General features: G+C 68.2%; 20 protein-coding genes. 13 read left to right on the top strand and 7 right to left on the bottom strand.

Annotated features, from left to right (window positions below; genetic code table 11):
* Window positions 1–2: 2 nt before the first annotated feature.
* Complete coding sequence (locus A7D27_RS10430) at window positions 3–233, top strand: hypothetical protein (protein WP_069561108.1); 231 nt, start codon at window positions 3–5, stop codon at window positions 231–233.
* A gap of 37 nt (window positions 234–270) precedes the next feature.
* Here A7D27_RS10430 and A7D27_RS10425 read toward each other — a convergent pair whose 3' ends face one another.
* Window positions 271–984, bottom strand: a complete 714-nt coding sequence (locus A7D27_RS10425) for a PH domain-containing protein (RefSeq protein ID WP_069564818.1) — start codon at window positions 982–984, stop codon at window positions 271–273.
* A gap of 297 nt (window positions 985–1,281) precedes the next feature.
* Between A7D27_RS10425 and A7D27_RS10420 the strand changes: the two genes are divergently transcribed.
* Both A7D27_RS10420 and A7D27_RS10415 read left to right on the top strand, forming a co-directional pair.
* The gene (locus A7D27_RS10420) at window positions 1,282–2,145 is read left to right on the top strand and encodes an RNA ligase family protein (RefSeq protein ID WP_069564817.1); all 864 of its coding nucleotides are present in this window, start codon (window positions 1,282–1,284) and stop codon (window positions 2,143–2,145) included.
* A 5-nt stretch (window positions 2,146–2,150) separates the two neighbouring features.
* The gene (locus tag A7D27_RS10415; protein ID WP_069564816.1) at window positions 2,151–3,293 is read left to right on the top strand and encodes an AAA family ATPase; all 1,143 of its coding nucleotides are present in this window, start codon (window positions 2,151–2,153) and stop codon (window positions 3,291–3,293) included.
* On the opposite strand, the gene A7D27_RS10410 is transcribed toward A7D27_RS10415, so the two are convergent.
* Window positions 3,281–3,739, bottom strand: a complete 459-nt coding sequence (locus tag A7D27_RS10410) for an SRPBCC domain-containing protein (protein ID WP_083265594.1) — start codon at window positions 3,737–3,739, stop codon at window positions 3,281–3,283. The genes A7D27_RS10415 and A7D27_RS10410 overlap by 13 nt on opposite strands.
* 24 nt (window positions 3,740–3,763) lie before the next feature.
* Window positions 3,764–4,681, bottom strand: coding sequence for a LysR family transcriptional regulator (locus A7D27_RS10405; RefSeq protein WP_069564815.1), 918 nt, complete (start codon window positions 4,679–4,681; stop codon window positions 3,764–3,766).
* A 166-nt stretch (window positions 4,682–4,847) separates the two neighbouring features.
* Between A7D27_RS10405 and A7D27_RS10400 the strand changes: the two genes are divergently transcribed.
* From A7D27_RS10400 to A7D27_RS10385, 4 genes are all read left to right on the top strand, one after another.
* The gene (locus A7D27_RS10400; protein ID WP_069564814.1) at window positions 4,848–5,873 is read left to right on the top strand and encodes a zinc-dependent alcohol dehydrogenase family protein; all 1,026 of its coding nucleotides are present in this window, start codon (window positions 4,848–4,850) and stop codon (window positions 5,871–5,873) included.
* A gap of 221 nt (window positions 5,874–6,094) precedes the next feature.
* Entirely contained in the window at window positions 6,095–7,021 is a 927-nt protein-coding gene (locus A7D27_RS10395; RefSeq protein WP_083265593.1) for an AraC family transcriptional regulator, read from the top strand.
* 122 nt (window positions 7,022–7,143) lie between these two features.
* A complete protein-coding gene (locus A7D27_RS10390) occupies window positions 7,144–7,602 on the top strand; it encodes a (2Fe-2S)-binding protein (protein WP_069561102.1) in 459 nt (152 codons plus the stop codon).
* A gap of 11 nt (window positions 7,603–7,613) precedes the next feature.
* Window positions 7,614–9,848, top strand: coding sequence for a xanthine dehydrogenase family protein molybdopterin-binding subunit (locus A7D27_RS10385; RefSeq protein WP_069564813.1), 2,235 nt, complete (start codon window positions 7,614–7,616; stop codon window positions 9,846–9,848).
* 21 nt (window positions 9,849–9,869) lie between these two features.
* Here A7D27_RS10385 and ptrC read toward each other — a convergent pair whose 3' ends face one another.
* Both ptrC and A7D27_RS10375 read right to left on the bottom strand, forming a co-directional pair.
* Window positions 9,870–10,061, bottom strand: a complete 192-nt coding sequence (gene ptrC / locus A7D27_RS10380; RefSeq protein WP_069561100.1) for a type III secretion system co-regulatory protein PtrC — start codon at window positions 10,059–10,061, stop codon at window positions 9,870–9,872.
* A gap of 119 nt (window positions 10,062–10,180) precedes the next feature.
* A complete protein-coding gene (locus A7D27_RS10375; protein ID WP_069561099.1) occupies window positions 10,181–10,411 on the bottom strand; it encodes a DUF2789 domain-containing protein in 231 nt (76 codons plus the stop codon).
* Window positions 10,412–10,581: 170 nt separating this feature from the next.
* Here A7D27_RS10375 and A7D27_RS10370 point away from each other — a divergent pair, with 170 nt between their 5' ends.
* On the top strand, window positions 10,582–11,160 hold the full coding sequence (locus tag A7D27_RS10370) for a hypothetical protein (protein WP_069564812.1): 579 nt from the start codon (window positions 10,582–10,584) through the stop codon (window positions 11,158–11,160).
* 19 nt (window positions 11,161–11,179) lie between these two features.
* Here A7D27_RS10370 and A7D27_RS10365 read toward each other — a convergent pair whose 3' ends face one another.
* On the bottom strand, window positions 11,180–11,482 hold the full coding sequence (locus A7D27_RS10365) for a putative quinol monooxygenase (protein ID WP_069564811.1): 303 nt from the start codon (window positions 11,480–11,482) through the stop codon (window positions 11,180–11,182).
* A gap of 44 nt (window positions 11,483–11,526) precedes the next feature.
* Window positions 11,527–12,204 carry a type 1 glutamine amidotransferase domain-containing protein gene (locus tag A7D27_RS10360; RefSeq protein ID WP_069564810.1) on the bottom strand — a complete coding sequence of 226 codons (678 nt, stop codon included), beginning with the start codon at window positions 12,202–12,204 and terminating at the stop codon, window positions 11,527–11,529.
* 104 nt (window positions 12,205–12,308) lie between these two features.
* Here A7D27_RS10360 and A7D27_RS10355 point away from each other — a divergent pair, with 104 nt between their 5' ends.
* The 5 genes from A7D27_RS10355 to A7D27_RS10335 all read left to right on the top strand — a co-directional run bounded on the left by A7D27_RS10355 (window position 12,309) and on the right by A7D27_RS10335 (window position 18,128).
* Entirely contained in the window at window positions 12,309–13,232 is a 924-nt protein-coding gene (locus tag A7D27_RS10355) for a LysR family transcriptional regulator (protein ID WP_069561096.1), read from the top strand.
* 181 nt (window positions 13,233–13,413) lie between these two features.
* Window positions 13,414–14,649 (top strand): SfnB family sulfur acquisition oxidoreductase, encoded by a 1,236-nt coding sequence (locus tag A7D27_RS10350; RefSeq protein WP_069564809.1) that lies wholly within the window; start codon window positions 13,414–13,416, stop codon window positions 14,647–14,649.
* Window positions 14,650–14,658: 9 nt separating this feature from the next.
* Window positions 14,659–15,867: an SfnB family sulfur acquisition oxidoreductase gene (locus A7D27_RS10345; RefSeq protein WP_069564808.1), complete on the top strand. Its 1,209-nt coding sequence runs from the start codon at window positions 14,659–14,661 to the stop codon at window positions 15,865–15,867.
* Window positions 15,867–17,309 (top strand): LLM class flavin-dependent oxidoreductase, encoded by a 1,443-nt coding sequence (locus tag A7D27_RS10340; RefSeq protein ID WP_069564807.1) that lies wholly within the window; start codon window positions 15,867–15,869, stop codon window positions 17,307–17,309. Before A7D27_RS10345 ends, A7D27_RS10340 begins: the two co-directional genes overlap by 1 nt.
* A 24-nt stretch (window positions 17,310–17,333) precedes the next feature.
* The gene (locus A7D27_RS10335; RefSeq protein ID WP_069564806.1) at window positions 17,334–18,128 is read left to right on the top strand and encodes a MetQ/NlpA family ABC transporter substrate-binding protein; all 795 of its coding nucleotides are present in this window, start codon (window positions 17,334–17,336) and stop codon (window positions 18,126–18,128) included.
* Window positions 18,129–18,528 lie beyond the last annotated feature (400 nt).

Below are 18,528 nucleotides of genomic sequence, written 5' to 3'. Positions count from 1 at the left end.
TCATGGACAGCTTCCTGGGCGTGGTCGGCCGCCTGCTGGGCGAACTGGTGGCGGAGGTGCTGCTGCGCTGGGTGCTGTTCAGCGTCGGTCGCGTCGTCCTGCGCCTGGGCACCCTGGGGCGCTACCCCAGGGGCCACTGGTTGGACGATGGCTGGGAGAGCGCGCTGGTCTGCGCGGTCGGTCTGTGTGTGCTGATCGGCGCACTGGTGTGCGTATTCAAAGTGATCGGGTGATGGCTCGGCGGCCAGTGCGGCCGCCGCAAGAAAGGGGTCATAGGTCGCTGAGGATCTTCATCTTCAGGCTCTGGTACTCGGCCTTCGAGAGCTTGCCCGACTCGAACTGCTGCTTGGCATCGGCCATGGCCTTGGCCAGCTTGTCGGCGCTGGCGAAGGCGGTTTGCGGGTTGACCAGCTTGGACAGCCCCTGGAGGGCGCCGATGTCGCCCGTCACTTCGGCGTTGAAGATCGGGGTCGTGGTGCTGTCGCTGTCGCCGCTGTAGGACACGCTGGAACTCGACTGCGTGGTGCGCTTGCTGACGCCAGGCGTGGCCGGGTCGAAGAGGGTGTCGAAGCGGGTGAAGCCGAGCCCGCGCTCTTCCATGCCGCGGATGCGGTTCCTCTCGCGCCACTCCTGTTCCTGCTGCTGGCAGTACACGTACAGGGCCCGCGCGCTGACCACCTCCAGGCCGTTGATGCGGATCAGCAGGCCGTTGTAGAGGCGCAACCGCAGTTCGGCGCCGAACAGGTCCTGTAGCAGGTTCTCGTCGATTGCGGCGTCCTGCAGGTCCTGCCAGCGGATGTCGTGCATGCGGTAACCGCCGATCAGCCGGCGGCGGAAGATGATCAGCCGCATGTTGGTGGCGACCACCACCTCGCGGCGGTGCTTCAGTGCGTGAAGGCGCAGCTGGTGCGAACTCTGGAGGATGGTCTCGTCCCCCAGCAGCAGGGACTTGATGGTGGTGAGCGCCGCTTCGATCCGATCCATGGAGGCTTTCCGGAGTGTGAAAAAGGACCGCAGAGTGCCATCGGGCTCGGCTCCGGGCAACCCGGTGTGCGGTGCATCACGCTCACGGCCTTGACAGGCCGGGTGGCGTGGCGGTCCAATGCGCGCCTTTCCGATCCACCCCCTTCCCTCAAGTGGTGAAGCCAATGCCCCGCGCCAGCCAACTCGCCTGACACCGACGACGGTTCGACAAGCCTTGTTGCTGGCCGTGCATTCGCACGCTCACTGATCCCGCTGCATCACGTCGTCGGTTTTCCCTGTTCCAAGAAGGAGAAGACCATGACGGACCACGTCCGCGTTTCGACGCTCAACCTCGACTTGTTCAAGTACCCGCGCACGCCTCACCTGGAGTCGTCGCGGCTGCAGCTCGGCGACAGCGATGCCGACCAGCTCGCCTACCGTGACCTGGCCGGCTGCCACCTGGTGGTGGAGGAAAAACTCGACGGCGCCAACGCCGCCATCAGCTTCTCGCCCGGCGGCGAGCTGTTGCTGCAATCCCGTGGGCATTACCTGATCGGCGGCAGCCGCGAGCGCCAGTTCGGCCAGTTCAAGCAATGGGCCTGTGCCCACGAAGCCTGGCTGCTGGAGCGCCTGGAAGACCGCTACGTGATGTTCGGCGAGGTGTGCAGCAAGCTGCATTCGGTGTTCTACGACCGGCTGCCGCACCTGTTCCTCGAATTCGACATCTGGGACCGCACCCAGCAGGCCTTCCTGTCCACCCGTGCGCGGCATGCGCTGCTGGCGGGCGGCCCGGTGCTGTCGGTGCCGGTGCTCCATGAGGGCCCGCCGCCACCCCGGCTGGACGACCTGCTGCGGCTGGTCGGCCCCTCTCTGGCGCGTTCGTCCGACTGGCGCGCCAGCTTCGAGCGCACCGTACGGCGCGAAGGGCTGGACCTGGCCCGGGCGCTGGCCAACGGCGACCACTCCGAGCACATGGAGGGGCTGTACCTGAAGATCGAGGACGCCCGACACACCCTGGGCCGCGCCAAGTGGGTCCGCCCGGACTTCGTCCAGGCGATCCTCGACAGCGGCCTGCACCATTCACGGCAGCCGTACATTCCCAACCTGCTGGCGCCGGGCGTTGACCTCTACGCCCCGCAGCCGGCGGTGACCTGGGTCAGCCTGGCTGCCCAAGGAGACTGAAGACCATGGACATGGCAACCCTCAGGGCCCTGGTGCCCAACCCCGGCCAGGCGGCGGACTTCGCCGCCTGCCTGGCGGCCATCCCGTCCCTCGGGCGGCTGGCCGATACCCCGCAGGACCCGCTCTACCACGCCGAGGGCGACGTCTGGGTCCATACCCGGATGGTGGTGGACGCGCTGCTGCACCAGTCGGCCTATGCCGCCGCCGATGCGGATGCGCGCTTCGTGCTGTTCTTCGCTGCGCTGCTGCACGACATCGCCAAGCCGGACACCACGGTGGTCGACGAAAGCACCGGACGCATCGGCCAGCCGGGCCATTCCCGGCGCGGTGCCATCGATGCGCGCATCCTGCTGTGGCGCGCCGGCGTGCCGTTCGAGCTGCGCGAGCGCATCTGCCGGATCATTGCCGTGCACCAGTTGCCGTTCTTCGCCCTCAGCAGCGACCGCAGCGGGCGCCCGGTGGAGTTCACCCTGCACCGGCTGTCCTGGGAGCTGCCGCTGTGGATGCTCTGCGCAGTGGCGCGGGCGGACATGCTGGGGCGTGGCTTCGACGGCAAGCAGGCGGTGCTGGACGAGATCGACCTGTTCGAACAACTGGCGGAGGAGGAGGGCTGCCTGCACGCGCCCAGGAACTTCGTCGACGAGCACACCCGGGTGCAGTACTTCCGCGGTGCGCGCGTGTTGCCGGACTACCCGCTGCACCGGGCCGTGGAAGGCTCCGAAGTGGTGGTGCTGGCCGGCCTGCCGGCCAGCGGCAAGAACACCTGGCAGGCGCACCACCGACCCGACCTGCCGGTGGTGTCCTTCGACGACGCCCGCGAGGCGCTGGGCCTGCGCCACGGCCAGAACGAAGGGGCCGCTGCGCACTACGCCATCGACCAGGCCCGGGGACTGCTGCGGGCGCGGCGGCCCTTCGTGTGGAATGCCACGCACCTGTCGGCACAGATGCGCAAGAAGACCCTGGACCTGCTCTACGCCTATGACGCGCGGGTGGAGCTGGTCTACCTGGAGCAGCCGGAGGCGGAGATTCTACGGCGCAACCGCCAGCGCGACAGCAGCCTGCGCAACCAGGACATCGCGCGGATGCTGTTCAAGTGGGAGGTGCCGGTGCCCAGCGAGGCGAACCGGGTGGTCTATCAGGTGGTGTGAGGTTTCACCGATTCCAGTGCCGCCGCCAGGTGCGCCAGCATGGCCTCCCAGCCGGCACGGGCGTTGTCGGCCTGTTCGCTCCAGCGGGTGTCCAGGTGATGGGTCAGTTGCAGCTCGCAGCCGTCGTCCAGGGCGCTGATGTCCACGTCGACGCGGTCGCGCTCGGTGCTGTCCCGGCCGATGCCGAAGGTGAAGGACAGCCGCTGGGGGCGGACCAGTTCAAGGTATTCGCCTACGTGCTCGACCTTCTCGCCGTTACGCAGCTCCACCATCAGCAGGTGGCCGCCCGGGCGGGGATCGAGGTCGACGATGCGCATCTCGCCCCCCGGTGTGGCGAACAGGAAGCGGCAGGCCAGGGCCGGGTTCAGCCAGGCGCTGTAGACCGCGTCGGCCGACTGCGCAAAGCGTCGGTGGGTGTGGAGGGCGAGGGTCGGGGTATCCAGCATGGCGGTTTCCTTGCGGTGCGCAGTTCAGGTCAAGCTGTCGGGGTCGCCGCAGTACATCTGAATGCGTGAACGCAGCCAGCGTTCCGCCGGGTCGTTGTCCTGGGCGCCGCGCCAGGCCATGGACAGCTCGAAGGTGCGGGTGCCGTAGGGCGGGTCCTCCACCCGCAGGCCGCCGGCTGCGGTGAGCACGGCGGCGGTGTAGTCCGGCACCACGGCGACCATGTCGGTGCCAGCCAGCAGGGCCCCCAGGCCGTTGAACTGCGGCACTGCCAGCACTACCCGGCGACTGCGGCCGAGCTTGGCCAGCTCCTCGTCGACGAAGCCGCTGAGATCGCCCGCGTAGGACACCAGGGCGTGGGGGCGCGAGCAGTAATCCTCCAGGCTCAGCGGGCCGGGGACCGAGTCGGCCCGCAGCAGCTTGGAGCGGGCGCGGCGGATAGTCTTGCGCTTGGCGTTGGCCGGCAGTTCTTCCGTGTAGCTGACGCCCACGGAAATCTCCCCGGAGGCGAGCAGGTTGGACATCACCAGGTAGTTGGTGCGGCGCACCACCAGCACCACGCCCGGGGCCTCGGCGCGCAGGCGGCGGAGCAGGGCGGGGAGCAGGCCGAACTCCACGTCGTCCGACAGGCCGATGCGGAACACCGCGTTGCTGGTGGCCGGGTCGAAATCGGCAGCGCGGCTGATGGCGGTGGAGATGGAGTCCAGCGCCGGGGTCAGCAGGGAGAAGATCTCCACCGCCCGCGCCGAGGGCTCCATGCTGCGCCCGGTGCGCACGAACAGCGGGTCGTCGAACAGCGACCGCAGGCGGGCCAGGGCCGCGCTGATGGCGGGCTGGCCGAGGAACAGCTTTTCCGCCGCGCGGGTCACGCTGCGCTCGTGCATGAGCGTCTCGAAGACGATCAGCAGGTTGAGGTCGACTTTGCGCAGGTCGTTCCTGTTCATGCATGGGCTTCCGGAAAAAGTGGGTGAAAAATGAGGCTCCGCGCAGGCGCCGTCAAGCGCCCGCATCATCACCGTTTATGACGACTATTGATCGCTACGGGTGGTTTTGTGGACAAAGCCCGGATAGAGTCCGTGGCCATGTAAAGAGTCACAGGCGAGGTGCGTGATGTCCCGCATGATCCGTTTCCATCAGTTCGGCGAGGCCGACGTGCTCAAGCTGGAAGAGCTCCCCACCCCGGTGCCCGGGCACGGCGAGGTTCTGGTGCGCACCCGTGCCATCGGCGTCAGCTGGAAAGACGTGCTCTGGCGTCAGAACCTGGCCTCCGAGTCGGCACGCCTGCCGTCGGGTGTCGGGTTCGAGATGGCCGGCGTGGTCGAGGCCGTGGGCGAAGGGGTCGATGACCTCGAGCCCGGCGTGGCCGTGGCCAGCTTTCCCGCCAGCACCCCCAACCGCTACCCCACCTGGGGCGACCGGATTCTTCTGCCGCGCAGCGCCCTGACGCGCTACCCGGACGAGGTGCTTACCCCGGTCGAGGCCGCGGTGCACTACACCCCCTTGTTGATGGGCTACTTCGCGCTGATGGACCTGGCCCGGCTCAAGCCCGGACAACGTGTGCTGGTCACCGAGGCCGGCCATTGCCTGGCGCCGCAGACCGTGCAACTGGCCAAGGCGCTGGGGGCGGTGGTCATCGCCTCCACCAGCTACCCCGAGAGTCGCCCGTTCCTCAAGGAGCTGGGGGCCGACAAGATCATCGTCACCGAAGAGCAGGACCTGGTGCTGGAGGTCGAGCGCTTCACCGATGGCCAGGGTGTCGAGGTGATCCTCGACCAGTGTGCCGGCCCGCAGATGAAGCTGCTGGGGGATGTCGCCGCCCAGCGCGGCAAGCTGATCCTCTATGGTCTGAACGGTGGCAACGATGCGGCCTTTCCGGCCTGCGCGGCGTTCAAGAAGCACCTGCAGTTCTTCCGTCATTGCGTCATGGATTTCACCGGCGGTGATCCCGAGTCGGGCCTGGAGCGTGATGAGGCGGCCGTCCGTCGCGCCCTGGAGCACATCAACCAGCTCACCCGCGACCACCTGCTCAAACCGAGCATCGACCGGGTCTTCGAATTCGAGGACTTCATCGAGGCCAGCCGCTACATGGAAACCTGCCCGCCCGGCGGACGGGTGGCGATGCGCGTCGCTGACTGACCTGTTCCCTGCGACCCCCTTCGATCCGGCGCCTCGTGCGCCGGATTGCGTTGTGGGTGGCGGTGGTTTCAGCCAGGACTGCAGTCTGCCGTCCCACCTCCTTGCCCGGGTAGTCGATTCCTGCCGGATTCTTGCACGATCCTGCCTGTTTCTCTTCGCGTGCGAGACGCCGGTTTTCCGCGCGGTTAGAGTCGGAAGCCTTGCCGGGAGAAGCCCCAACCATGAACTCATCCCTCTCCAACGCCGACCCTGTTTCCGCCGCGCCCCTCGGAGCCCAGGGCCGGTTCGCCCAGCTGATTGAACGATTCGCCAGGGAGGAGGGCGGCAGCGCCACGGCCATCCCCGGGCTCTGGCTGTTTCGTGCCAGCACCCCCAGCGAACCGCTGCATTGCCTCTACGAACCCGCCCTGGGCGTGGTGGTGCAGGGCAGCAAGCAGGCTCAGCTCAACGGCGAGTGTTACCGCTACGGCCCGTCCCAGTACCTGGTCGTCTCCCTCGACCTGCCGGTGATCGGCCAGGTGCTCGAAGCCACGCCCGAGGTGCCTTACCTCAGCATGCGCCTGGACCTGGAGCCCGCTGCCATCAGCGAGATGCTGCTGCAGATCACCGAGCCGCCGCCGCTGTCGGCGTCTGCCCGGGGCATCTCGGTGTGCAGCCTGGACGGTGGCCTGCAGGACGCGCTGATCCGTCTGGTGGGCCTGCTGGACACCCCGGCCGACATCCCCGTGCTGGCACCGCTGATCAAGCGCGAGATCGTCTACCGCCTGCTGATGGGCGAGCGCAGCGCGCAGTTGCGGCAGATCGCCTGCGCCGGCAGCAAGGCCCAGCGCATCGCCCGCGCGGTGGCATGGTTGAAGGCCCATTACCACCGGCCGCTGTCCATCGAGGCCCTGGCCAGCGAGGTGAACATGAGCAGTTCGGCGCTGCATCACCATTTCAAGGCGGTCACCGCCCTCAGCCCGCTGCAGTTCCAGAAGCAACTGCGCCTGCAGGAGGCGCGGCGGCTGATGCTCAGCGAAGCCCTGGACGCCGCCACCGCCGGTGGCCGCGTCGGCTACGAGAGCCCCTCGCAGTTCAGCCGCGAATACAGCCGGCTGTTCGGCGCGCCGCCCCAGCGCGATATCGCCCGCCTGCGGCAGAGTGCCTGAACCGGCCGCCGCTTCGTCGCCCTGAAACCGGGGCCGGCGGCGGCCTTCTAGTCTGAAGAAAACCAGCCAGGCCGCGTGCGGCCGATGACGACCAACCCGATCCCGAAAAGGTGGGCCAACCGATGATTACCCTCAACCTGAATGGCCAGGACACCGCGCTCGACGTGGCGCCCGACATGCCCTTGCTGTGGGCCCTGCGAGACGTGGCCGGCATGACCGGTACCAAATACGGCTGCGGCATGTCGCTGTGCGGCGCTTGCACCGTGCACGTCGACGGCCAGCCCACGCGCGCCTGCGTCACCCCCGTTTCCAGCGTGGTGGGGCGCAAGGTCACCACCATCGAAGCGGTGGCCGAGAACGACGTCGGCCGCGCCGTCCAGGCCGCCTGGCGCAAGCTCGACGTGGTGCAGTGCGGCTACTGCCAGTCCGGGCAGATCATGGCGGCCACCGCGCTACTCAGTGGCAACCCTAAGCCCAGCGATGCCGACATCGATGCCGCCATGAGCGGCAACATCTGCCGCTGCGCCACCTACGTGCGCATCCGCGCGGCCATTCACGAAGCTGCCGGGCAGCTGGCATGAGGAGCGACGCCATGAGCACCTTCGAGCAGGACGCAGCGCCGGAGACCGGCATCTTCAACGTCAGCCGCCGCACCTTCCTGCGCGGCAGTGGCGGGCTGGCCCTGGGGGTGCTGTTCTCGCCCCTGCTGGACGCCGCCGAACTGCTGGCCGGCAACGGCAGCTTCGAACCCAATGCCTTCGTGCGCATCGACCGCAGCGGCCAGGTGACGGTGATCGCCAAGCACGTGGAGATGGGGCAGGGTGCCTACACCGGCCTCGCCACCCTGGTGGCCGAAGAGCTGGACGCGGACTGGAGCCGGGTCGTGGTGGAGGGCGCGCCTGCCGACGCCAAGCGCTACAACAACCTGGCCTTCGGGCCGTTCCAGGGCACCGGCGGCAGCAGCTCCATCGCCAATGCCTACGAGCAGATGCGCAAGGCCGGTGCCACCGCCCGCGCCATGCTGGTGGCCGCCGCCGCGCGGCAATGGCAGGTGCCGGCTGATTCCCTGCGCGTCGAGCAGGGCGTCATCAGCCATGCCGCCAGCGGTCGCAAGGCCGGCTTCGGCGAACTGGCCGAGGCCGCTGCCCGTGAAAGCGTGCCGGCCAGCGTCACCCTCAAGGAGCCGAAGGACTTCCGCCTCATCGGCCAGGCCGTGCCGCGCAAGGACAGCCCCGACAAGACCGACGGCCGCGCCGTGTTCACCCAGGATTTCAAGCTGCCCGGCATGCTGGTGGCCGTGGTGGCCTACCCGCCGCGCTTCGGTGCGGTGCCGGCCAAGGTCGACGCCACCCGCGCCAAGGCCGTGCCGGGCGTGGTGGAGGTGGTGGAATTCCGCGACCTGCCCCACGGCCGTGCCGGCGTCGCCGTGCTGGCGCACAACACCTGGGCTGCCCGCAGCGGCCGGGATGCCCTGACGGTGGAGTGGGACGAGCAGCGTGCCTTCACCCTTGGCAGCGAGGAAATCTTCGCCCGCTACCGTGACGCCGCCGCCCAGCCGGGCACCGTCGCCACCCGCCAAGGCGACGTGGAGCCGGTCCTCGCCAAGGCCCACCAGCGCATCGAGGCGGAGTTCGAATTCCCCTACCTGGCCCACTCGGCCATGGAGCCGATGAACTGCCTGGTGCGCCTCTCCGAAGGCGCCTGCGAACTGTGGAACGGCGAGCAGTGGCAGACCGGTGACCAGGCCTCGGTGGCACGCCTTCTCGGCATCGCCCCGGAGAAGGTCACCATCACCCAGCTCTACGCCGGCGGCAGCTTCGGTCGCCGCGCCAACCCGGTGTCGGACTACCCGCTGGAAGCCGTGGCCATCGCCAAGGCCGCCTGGGACAAGGGCGTGAAGGCACCGGTCAAGCTGGTCTGGACCCGTGAGGACGACACCCGTGGCGGCTACTACCGCCCGGCCTACCTGCACCGCGCACGCCTTGCGCTGGATGCCGAAGGCCGGCTGACCGCTTGGCACCACCGCATCGTCGGGCAATCCATCATCAAGGGCACCGGCTTCGAAGCGGTGATGATCAAGGACGGCGTCGACCAGACCTCGGTGGAGGGCCTCGCCAACCTGTCCTACGCCGTCCCCAATCTGCAGGTGGAGCTGAGCACCCCCAGCGACATCGGCGTCCCCGTGCAGTGGTGGCGCTCGGTGGGCCACACCCACACCGGTTTCGCCGCTGAAGTGCTGGTGGACGAAGCCGCCACCACCGCCGGCAAGGACCCGTATGCCTTCCGCCACGGGCTGCTGGAGAAGCACCCGCGTCACCGGGGCGTGCTGGAACTGGTCGCCGACAAGGCCGGCTGGTCCAAGCCGCTCAAACCGGGCGCGGAGGGCGAGAAGCGTGGCCGTGGAATTGCCGTGCACGAATCCTTCGGCAGCTACGTGGCCCAGGTGGCGGAGGTGACGGTCATGGCTGATGGCAGCTTCCGGGTGGATCGGGTGGTCTGCGCAGTGGATTGCGGCCTGGCCATCAACCCGGACGTGATCAAGGCGCAGATGGAGGGCGGCATCGGCTTCGGACTGGCGGCTGCCCTGCACGGCGCCATCACCCTGAAGGAAGGGCGCGTGGAGCAATCCAACTTCCACGACTACCAGGTGCTGCGGATGAACGAGATGCCGGTGGTGGAGGTGCACATCCTGCCCTCCGCGGAGAAGCCCACCGGCGTCGGCGAGCCGGGGGTGCCACCCCTGGCGCCGGCAGTGGCCAATGCGCTCTACGCCGCCACCGGCGTGCGCCTGCGCAAGCTGCCGTTCCCCACCCAGGTCAAGGCCTGACCCGACGGCGAGGTGGCCCTATCAGGCCGCCTCGCCGCGTATCAGTTGGCGCAATGCGCGACGCTCGGCGACGGGCGTGCTCACCTGGAGCATCTCGAAGGTGCCGTCCTCACGGCACAGCGCCACTTCGGTCTCGAAGTGCAGGCGGAACTCGTCCTGGGTCACGTGGGTGACCAGGTAGCTGTTGTCGCTGCAGGCATGGGGGAAGGACATGGCTCGATCCTCGTTTCAGCGTGGCAGGTGCCCGACCCGAGGCATGATGCTGCTGCGCTCCCAGGCGCAGAACTGAAAGGGGCTGATGGTCGCCATCAGCCCCATCGATGATCCCGGCGCTAGGCGCTGAGGCGCACGGCCAGCTCATCCACCTTCACTGCCCAGTCCGCATCCTGGCCGAGGGCGCTGCGCAGGAAATCCCGCTGGGCCTCGTTCCAGAACGGCGCTTCATGGATCTTCCGACCCTTCTCCAGGCGATGGCCTGCGATGAAGGCCTCGATGGCCGGCCGACTGGCGTCCAGCCCGAGTTGTTCGAACAGGGTGGCGAGGGTGTGGGGCGTGGTGTCCATGGTGGTCTCCTGTCGGGTCCGCTGGGTTGGACTCACGATCCGGCGCAACGGTTCGCCTGAAAACACAGCGGCGCCATACCACTGGCGCACAGTGCGGAGGCTGGATGCTTCCGCCCGGCCTTGGCGGCAGGTATCTTCCGCACCTTCTGTTTTTTTCAGGACATTTGCCCATGACCCGCCCGCTGTCCCACCTTGTTGCACTGTGTATCGGCCTGTTCGTGCTGCAGGCCGAGGCGCGGGTGGAGGTGGAGGCGGTGCAGCACCCGACCATCGGTCGCATGTTGGTGGCCAAGGTGTCGGAGGAGATTGCGCCGGGTGACTATGACGCGCTGATGAAGGGCGTGCTGAGCAACCCCGGCCACTTCGCACGCAAGGTGCTGATGCTGGACAGCATCGGCGGCAGTGTGCCCGAGGCGATTCGCATGGGGCGGCTGGTGCGCGAAACCGGCTTCGATACCCTGGTGCCGTCCACCGGCCTGTGCCAGGGAACCTGCGTCTATCTGCTGGCGGCCGGCCGCAACAAGGCCGTGCGCGGTTCGGTGGGGTTGCACCGGCCGTATTACGCCCACGGTGACGCCTCGCGGGATGCGGCGCTGTACCAGGGCGTGCGCTACAACGCCTCGGCCTATTTCCGCGAGATGGGCATTCCCGACAGCCTGCTGGACGATATGCAGCGCATCGACCCGCGCCAGATGCGGGTCCTCGAACCGAAGGACCTGGCGCGCTACCGGCTGATCAGCAGCAAATAAGGCGCGCCGGGTTGCCCGATCAACCCTTGGCGACGTTAACCGGTACGGCCTGCACCACCTGGGTGGGGGCGGCCATCCAGCCACCGGCCACGGCGGCTTCGCGGAAGGCCTGGTAGTGCGGGCTGGCGCGGTGGGCGTCGATGGCAGCCTGGTCGCGGTACAGCTCGTAGAGCTGCAGGCTGCCGTCATCCCCGGCGTAGAGGTCGTAGCGCAGGTTCCCGGGCTCGTTGCGGGTGCCTTGCACCAGGGCTTCCAGGGCCTGCAGGACGACCTCGCGGTGCTTCGGCAGGGGGCTCAGGGTGGCGAACAGGGCGATGCTCATGGCGTTTCCTCGAAAGGGGGAGGCGCGGTGCCTCCCCGATGGATTCACAGCAGTTTCAGCAGGGCGTCTGCTGTGGCATCGGACGAGGCCGGGTTCTGTCCGGTCACCAGCAGGCCGTCCACCGCCACATGGCTGTGCCAGTCGTCGGCACGGCTGTAGAGGCCGCCATGGTCGCGCAGCATGTCCTCGACCAGGAAGGGCACCACCTCGGTGAGCTGCACGGCGGCTTCTTCGCTGTTGCTGAAGCCGGTCACCTGTTTGCCACGCACCAGCGGCTGGCCGTCGGCCGCCTTCACATGGCGCAGCACGGCGGGCGCGTGGCACACCGCGGCCACCGGCTTGCCCTGGGCCAGGAAGGCTTCGATCAGGGCGATGGAGCGGGCGTCTTCGGTTAGGTCCCAGAGCGGGCCGTGGCCGCCGGGGTAGAACAGCGCGTCGTAGTCGTCGGCGCGCACGGTTTCCAGAGGCAGGGTGCCGGCCAGGGCCTGGCGGGCGGCCGGGTCGGCGGCGAAGCGGCGGGTGGCGTCGGTCTGGGCGCTCTCGTCGTGGCTCTTCGGGTCCAGCGGCGGCTGGCCGCCCTTGGGCGAGGCCAGGGTCAGGGCCATGCCGGCATCGAGAAAGTGGTAGTAGGGCGCGGCGAACTCTTCCAGCCAGAAGCCGGTGGCCAGGCCGGTGTCGCCGAGGCGGTCGTGGGAGGTGAGGACCATCAGGATCTTTTTCATGTGCAGTCTCCCGCCCGAGGGGGCGTCGTTTCAGGTTGGCGACCATCCTAGGAGAGGGCGTAGGATTCGAAAATTCGAAAGCTCTTATTGCTGGTATCCAAAAAGTGAATATCGCCAACAAGGACCTGAACCTGCTGCTGGTCTTCCATGTGCTCTACCAGGAGCGCAACGCCTCGGTGGCGGCCGAGCGCATGGCCCTCAGCCAGCCTGCCCTGAGCCACAAGCTGAACAAGCTGCGCCACCAGTTGGGTGACCCGCTGTTCGTGCGCGCGCCGCGCGGGCTGACGCCGACGCCTCGGGCCCATGAGTTGGCACCGCGCATCCAGTGCCTGGTGGCGGAACTGGAGGCCTTCTACGAGCACAGCGACGGCCAGGACTTCCTCCAGCGCGCCGAGCGCATCCACCTCTACAGCACCGACTATATGGAGCAGACGCTGCTGCCCGAGCTGTTGCCGGTGCTGCGCCGCGAGGCACCCAACCTGGTGCTGGTGACCCACAACACCCGTGGCCTGCTCCCCCGCGAGGAGCTGGAGAAGGGCACCTGCGACCTGGCCATCGCCGGGTTCTATGCCGACCTGCCGGACACCTTCCACCAACAGCGCCTGCTCAGTGAGGACTTCGTGGTGCTGGCCTGGCGCGACAACCCGCACCTGGCCAAGGGGCTTGACCTCGACGCCTTCGTCGCCTGCGAACACCTGCTCACCACCCTCACCGGCGACCTGGCCGGGCGGGTCGACCAGGCCCTGGCCGCACTCGGTCGCCAGCGGCGGGTGGCGGCGGGGCTCTCCAGCTTCCTGGCGCCGCCCCGGCTGTTGCCCGGCACCGACCTGCTGCTGACCTGCCTGCGCTCGGTGGCCGAGGACGCGGTGGCCCGCGACCCGTCGTTGTGCCTGCATGCGCTGCCGGAGGCGCTGGCCCTGCCGAAGGTGGAGGTGATGCAGATCTGGCACCAGCGCACGGCCAGCGACCCGTTGCGGCGCTGGGTCCGCCAGCAGATCCAGGAGGCTGCCCGGCGCTTGCAGGGCTGAACTGTTGCTGGAGCAACAGATGTTCAGCAATTTGCCCTGCTGTGCAGATTCCAACAGGTGTTCTCGTTAAATAACTAACTGATTAATAAAGAATATTTTTCAGGAACGGGTTGTGCAATCGATCTGTTCGCAAGCGTACGAGGCTGCTCGCGACGCAACAGGAATGATCGAGAACGGACCCATGACCCACCCCTCCGAACCCAAGGACCCGCGTGACCAGGCGCCTCCGCTACTCCCGGCGGCGCTGATCGAGAACGACACCCAGGCCCTGCACGCCGCCCACGAAGTGGCCAGGCAGGCCCGGGCTGGCGCCGCCCAGCGTGACCGCCACCGCCAGTTGCCCTGGCCCGAAGTGGAACTCTTCACCCGTCTGGGCCTGGGGGGTATTCGCATCCCCCGCGCCTATGGGGGGGCCGAGGTTTCCCATGTGACGCTCGCCGAGGTGTTCCGCATCCTCTGTGCAGCCGACCCGGCACTGGGGCAGATCCCGCAGAACCAGTTCGGCCTGCTCAGCGTGATCGAAAACGTCGGCAATGAAGCGCAGAAGCGCCAGGTGTTCGCCGGCATCCTCGCAGGGCGTCGCCTGGCCAATGCCGGACCCGAGCGCAATACCAGGCACACCCTGGAGATCCAGGCGCGCATCACCCGGGGCGATGCCGGCCTGGAGCTGAGCGGCGAGAAGTTCTATTCCACCGGCGCGCTGTTCGCCCACTGGGTGGCGGTCAAGGCCCTGGATGACAGCGGCACCGGCGTGCTGGCCCTGGTGGAGCGGGGCGCACCGGGGCTCGCCATCGTCGACGACTGGTCCGGCTTCGGCCAGCGCACCACCGCCAGCGGCACCGTGCTGCTGGACCGCGTACCGGTGGCGGACGACCTGGTGTTCCACAACAGCCGCCTGGCCGAGGTGCCGAGCATCCAGGGCGCGCTGTCGCAGCTGATCCAGGCGGCCATCGACGCCGGCATCGCCGAGGCGGCCATCGAGGACGCCATCACCTTCATCCGCGAGCGCTCGCGGCCCTGGGTCGACGCCGGCGTCGAGCGTGCCAGCGAGGAGCTGTACACCATTGCCGAGATCGGCCGCCTGAAGACCGAGCTGAACGCCGCCAACGCGCTGCTGGAGCGCGCCGGCCAGGTGCTCGATGAAGTGGCCGCCGCGCCCATCGACGCCGTGGCCGCTGCTCGCGCCTCCATCGCCGTGGCCGAGGCCAAGGTGCTGACCACCGAGATCAGCCTGCTGGCCAGCGAGAAGCTGTTCGAGCTGGCTGGCAGCCGCGCCACCCTCGCCGAGTTCGGTCTCGACCGGCACTGGCGCAATGCCCGGGTGCACACCCTCCACGACCCGGTGCGCTGGAAGGTCCACGCCGTCGGCAACTACCACCTGAACGGCGCCTTTCCGGCCCGCCATTCCTGGATCTGAGGAGGCGCCATGACCATTGCCCATCTCCACCCACACGCCCCCGTGGCAATCATCCGTGACGACGCCGAAGCCCTGGAGGTGGCGCGCCAGGTGGCCGACCTGTTCCGGCCCGGCGCTGCCGAGCGCGACCGCGAGCGCCGCCTGCCCCTGGACGAACTGGAGCTGTTCAGCCGCACCGGCCTCTGGGGCATCAGCGTGCCCCGCGAGTTCGGCGGGGCCGGGGTGTCCCGCGTCACCCTGGCGCGGGTCATCGCGCTGATCAGCGCGGCCGACAGTTCCCTCGGGCAGATCCCGCAAAACCACTTCTATGCCCTGGAAGTGTTGCGGGTGAACGGCAGCCCCGAACAGCAGCGCCGCCTGTTCTCCGCTGCACTGGCCGGCGAGCGTTTCGGCAACGCCCTGGCGGAGATCGGCACCCGCACCGCCAACGACCGCACCACCCAACTGGTGCGGGACGGCGAGGGCTACCGCATCCGTGGCCGCAAGTTCTACTGCACCGGCGCCCTCTACGCCCACCGCGTGCCGACCCTGGTGGTGGCCGAGGATGGCCACCAGTACCTGGCCTTTGCCGAACGCAACGCGCCGGGGCTGACGGTGATCGACGACTGGTCGGGCTTTGGCCAGCGCACCACTGGCAGCGGCTCGGTGGTGTTCGACGACGTGCCGGTGGCGGCCGAGGACCTGGTGTCCTTCCAGGCCGCCTTCGAGCGCCCGACCACGGTCGGGCCTTTAGCCCAGATCCTCCATGCGGCCATCGACGTCGGCATCGCCCGCGCCGCCTACGAGGATGCGCTGGCCTTCGTCCGCACCCGTTCGCGGCCGTGGATCGACGCCGGGGTCGACAAGGCCAGCGACGACCCGTTGCTGATCCACGCCTTCGGCCACCTGGCCATCCGCCTGCACGCCGCCGAGGCCATCCTCGACCGCGCCGGCCGGCTGCTGGACACCGCCAGCGCCGAGCCCACCGCCGACAGCGTGGCCGCTGCGTCCCTGGGGGTGGCCGAGGCCCGTGCGCTGACCACCGAGATCGCGCTCAGCGCCGGCAGCAAGCTGTTCGAGCTGGCCGGTACCCGCGCCAGCCTCGCCGAGCACAACCTCGACCGCCACTGGCGCAACGCCCGGGTGCACACCCTGCACGACCCGGTGCGCTGGAAGTACCACGCGGTGGGCAATTACTACCTCAATGGCGTGCTGCCGCCGCGCCGGGGGACGATCTGATGGCGCGCAAGCAGATCCTCCTCAACGCCTTCAACATGAACTGCGTGGGGCACATCAACCACGGCCTGTGGACCCACCCGCGCGACCGCTCCACGGACTACCGCAGGCTCTCCTACTGGACGGAGCTGGCGCAGTTGCTGGAGCGCGGGCTGTTCGACGGGCTATTCCTGGCGGACATCGTCGGCGTCTACGACGTCTACCAGGGCAATGTCGACCTGACCCTGAAGGAGAGCATCCAGTTGCCGGTCAACGATCCGCTGCTGCTGGTCTCTGCCATGGCCGGGGCGACCCGCCACCTGGGCTTCGGTGTCACCGCCAACCTCAGCTACGAGCCGCCGTACCTGTTCGCCCGGCGCATGAGCACCCTGGACCACCTGAGCGAGGGGCGCGTGGGCTGGAACATCGTCACCGGCTACCTGGAGAGCGGGGCCCGTGCCATGGGCCGCAGCCAGCAGGTGGAGCACGACCGCCGCTACGACCAGGCCGACGAGTACCTGGAGGTGCTCTACAAGCTGTGGCAAGGCAGTTGGGAAGCCGGGGCGGTGGTCAACGACCGCCAGCGCCGGGTCTACGCCCAGCCGGACAAGGTGCACAAGGTGGTGCACCACGGCGAGTTCTTCGATGTGGAGGGTTACCACCTCTGCGAACCCTCGCCGCAGCGCACGCCGCTGCTGTTCCAGGCCGGCTCCTCGGCGCGCGGCCTGCGCTTTGCCGGCGAGCATGCCGAGTGCGTGTTCATCAGCGGCAACAACAAGGCCGCGACCCGTGCCCAGGTGGACAAGGTGCGTGCCGCTGCCGTGGCCGCCGGCCGTAATCCGCAGGCGGTGAAGGTGTTCATGGGCATCAGCGTGATCGTCGCGCCTACCGAGGCCGAGGCCCGCGCCAAGCACGCCGAGTACCTGGCTCATGCCAGTGCCGAGGCAGGCGTCGCCCACTTCGCCAGCTCCACCGGCATCGACTTCGCCGGCTTTGCGCTGGACGAGCCGATTCCCTACATGAAGACCAACGCCATCGAGTCCGCTGCCAGCAAGCTGCGTGACAACAGCCTGACCCGCCGCGACCTGCTGGAGCAGCACGCCCTGGGTGGCCGCTACGTCCTGCTGGTGGGCTCGCCGACCCAGGTGGCCGACGAGCTGTTGGACTGGGTCGACGAGACCGGGCTGGACGGCTTCAACCTGACCCGCATCGTGACCCCGGAGAGCTACGCCGACTTCATCGACCTGGTGATTCCCGAACTCCAGGCCCGTGGCGCCTACAAGACCGCCTATGCCGACGGCACCTTGCGCCACAAGGTGTTTGGCGCGGGGGATCAGTTGCCGGCGGACCATCGTGGAGCCCGTGTGGGAGCGAATTCATTCGCGAATCGGCCCGAAGGGGCGATCCCGGACTCCCAGGGGAAGGCTGCGCCTTCCATCGCGAATGAATTCGCTCCCACGACCTGAACCCATTACCCACGGATAGAAACCATGCCCAAGCACACCCTCAAGACCCTGGCCCTCGGCCTGCTTCTGGCCAGCGGCATCGCCCAGGCCACCGACCAGCCCCTCAAGCTCGGCACCACCGCCGCCTTCGCCCCGCCCCTGGAAGTGGCGGTGGAGGAGGCGGCCAAGCAGGGCCTCAAGGTCGAGCTGGTGGAGTTCACCGACTGGAACACGCCGAACATCACCCTGGCCAACGGCGACATCGACGCCAACTACTTCCAGCACACGCCCTTCCTGAAGAACGCCAGCAAGGAGGGTGGTTTCAAGCTGAAAGCCTTCGCCCCCGGGATCATCAACAACGTCGGCCTCTACTCGAAGAAGTACAAGGCCATCGCCGACCTGCCGGAAGGCGCCAAGGTGGCCATCGCCAACGACCCCATCAACGGCGGTCGCGGCCTGCAGTTGCTGCAGAAGGCCGGCCTGCTGAAGCTCAAGGAAGGCGTGGGCTACAAGGCGACCCTGGACGACATCGTCGAGAACCCCAAGCACATCGGCATCATCGAGCTGGAGGCCGTGCAATTGGTACGCGCCCTGGACGACGTCGACCTGGCCCAGGGCTACCCGCACTACATCCGCCTGGCCGGCACCCTCGACCCCAACAGCGCGCTGCTCTTCGACGGCATCGAGAACAAGGAGTACGTCATCCAGTTCGTCACCCGTGGGGATTACCAGGACGACGGCCGCCTGGCGAAGTTCGTCGAGGTGTACCAGCACTCGCCGCAGGTGCGCGCGGCGTTGGATAAGGCACACGGGAATTTGTACCAGCCCGGCTGGCAGTGACGCCCCTGGGATAGGCGTGGGAGCGAATTCATTCGCGAAATGAGCGCGCGGCGCGCCCAGGGTGACCCCGGCAGGGCAGCCCTTCGGTCTGCATCGCGGATGAATCCGCTCCCACAGATGAAGAAGGCCACCCTGGCGCTGCTGATCTTTGTAGGGGCGAATTCATTCGCCCAAGGGCAGCAGCGCTGCCCCAGCGGGTCCGAGGAGCAGCCCTGCGGGCTGCCTGGCGAATGAATTCGCCCCTACGGAGGTTCGCCGTGCGGTTTGGTCGAGGGGTGGGTTCTGGTGGGAGCGCGTAGCCCGGGCTTCAGCCCGGGAGCGGCGTGGATCATTCCCGGGCTGAAGCCCGGGCTACTGATTCCCAGGGCTCCTGTTTTCGGGCTTTAAACAGATTTTCGAG

This window comes from Pseudomonas sp. 1D4, from assembly GCF_001728925.1.
GTDB classification, from domain to species: domain Bacteria; phylum Pseudomonadota; class Gammaproteobacteria; order Pseudomonadales; family Pseudomonadaceae; genus Metapseudomonas; species Metapseudomonas otitidis.
Note: the sequence above shows the minus strand (reverse complement) of the source record. Positions and strands in the feature narration are given on the sequence as shown.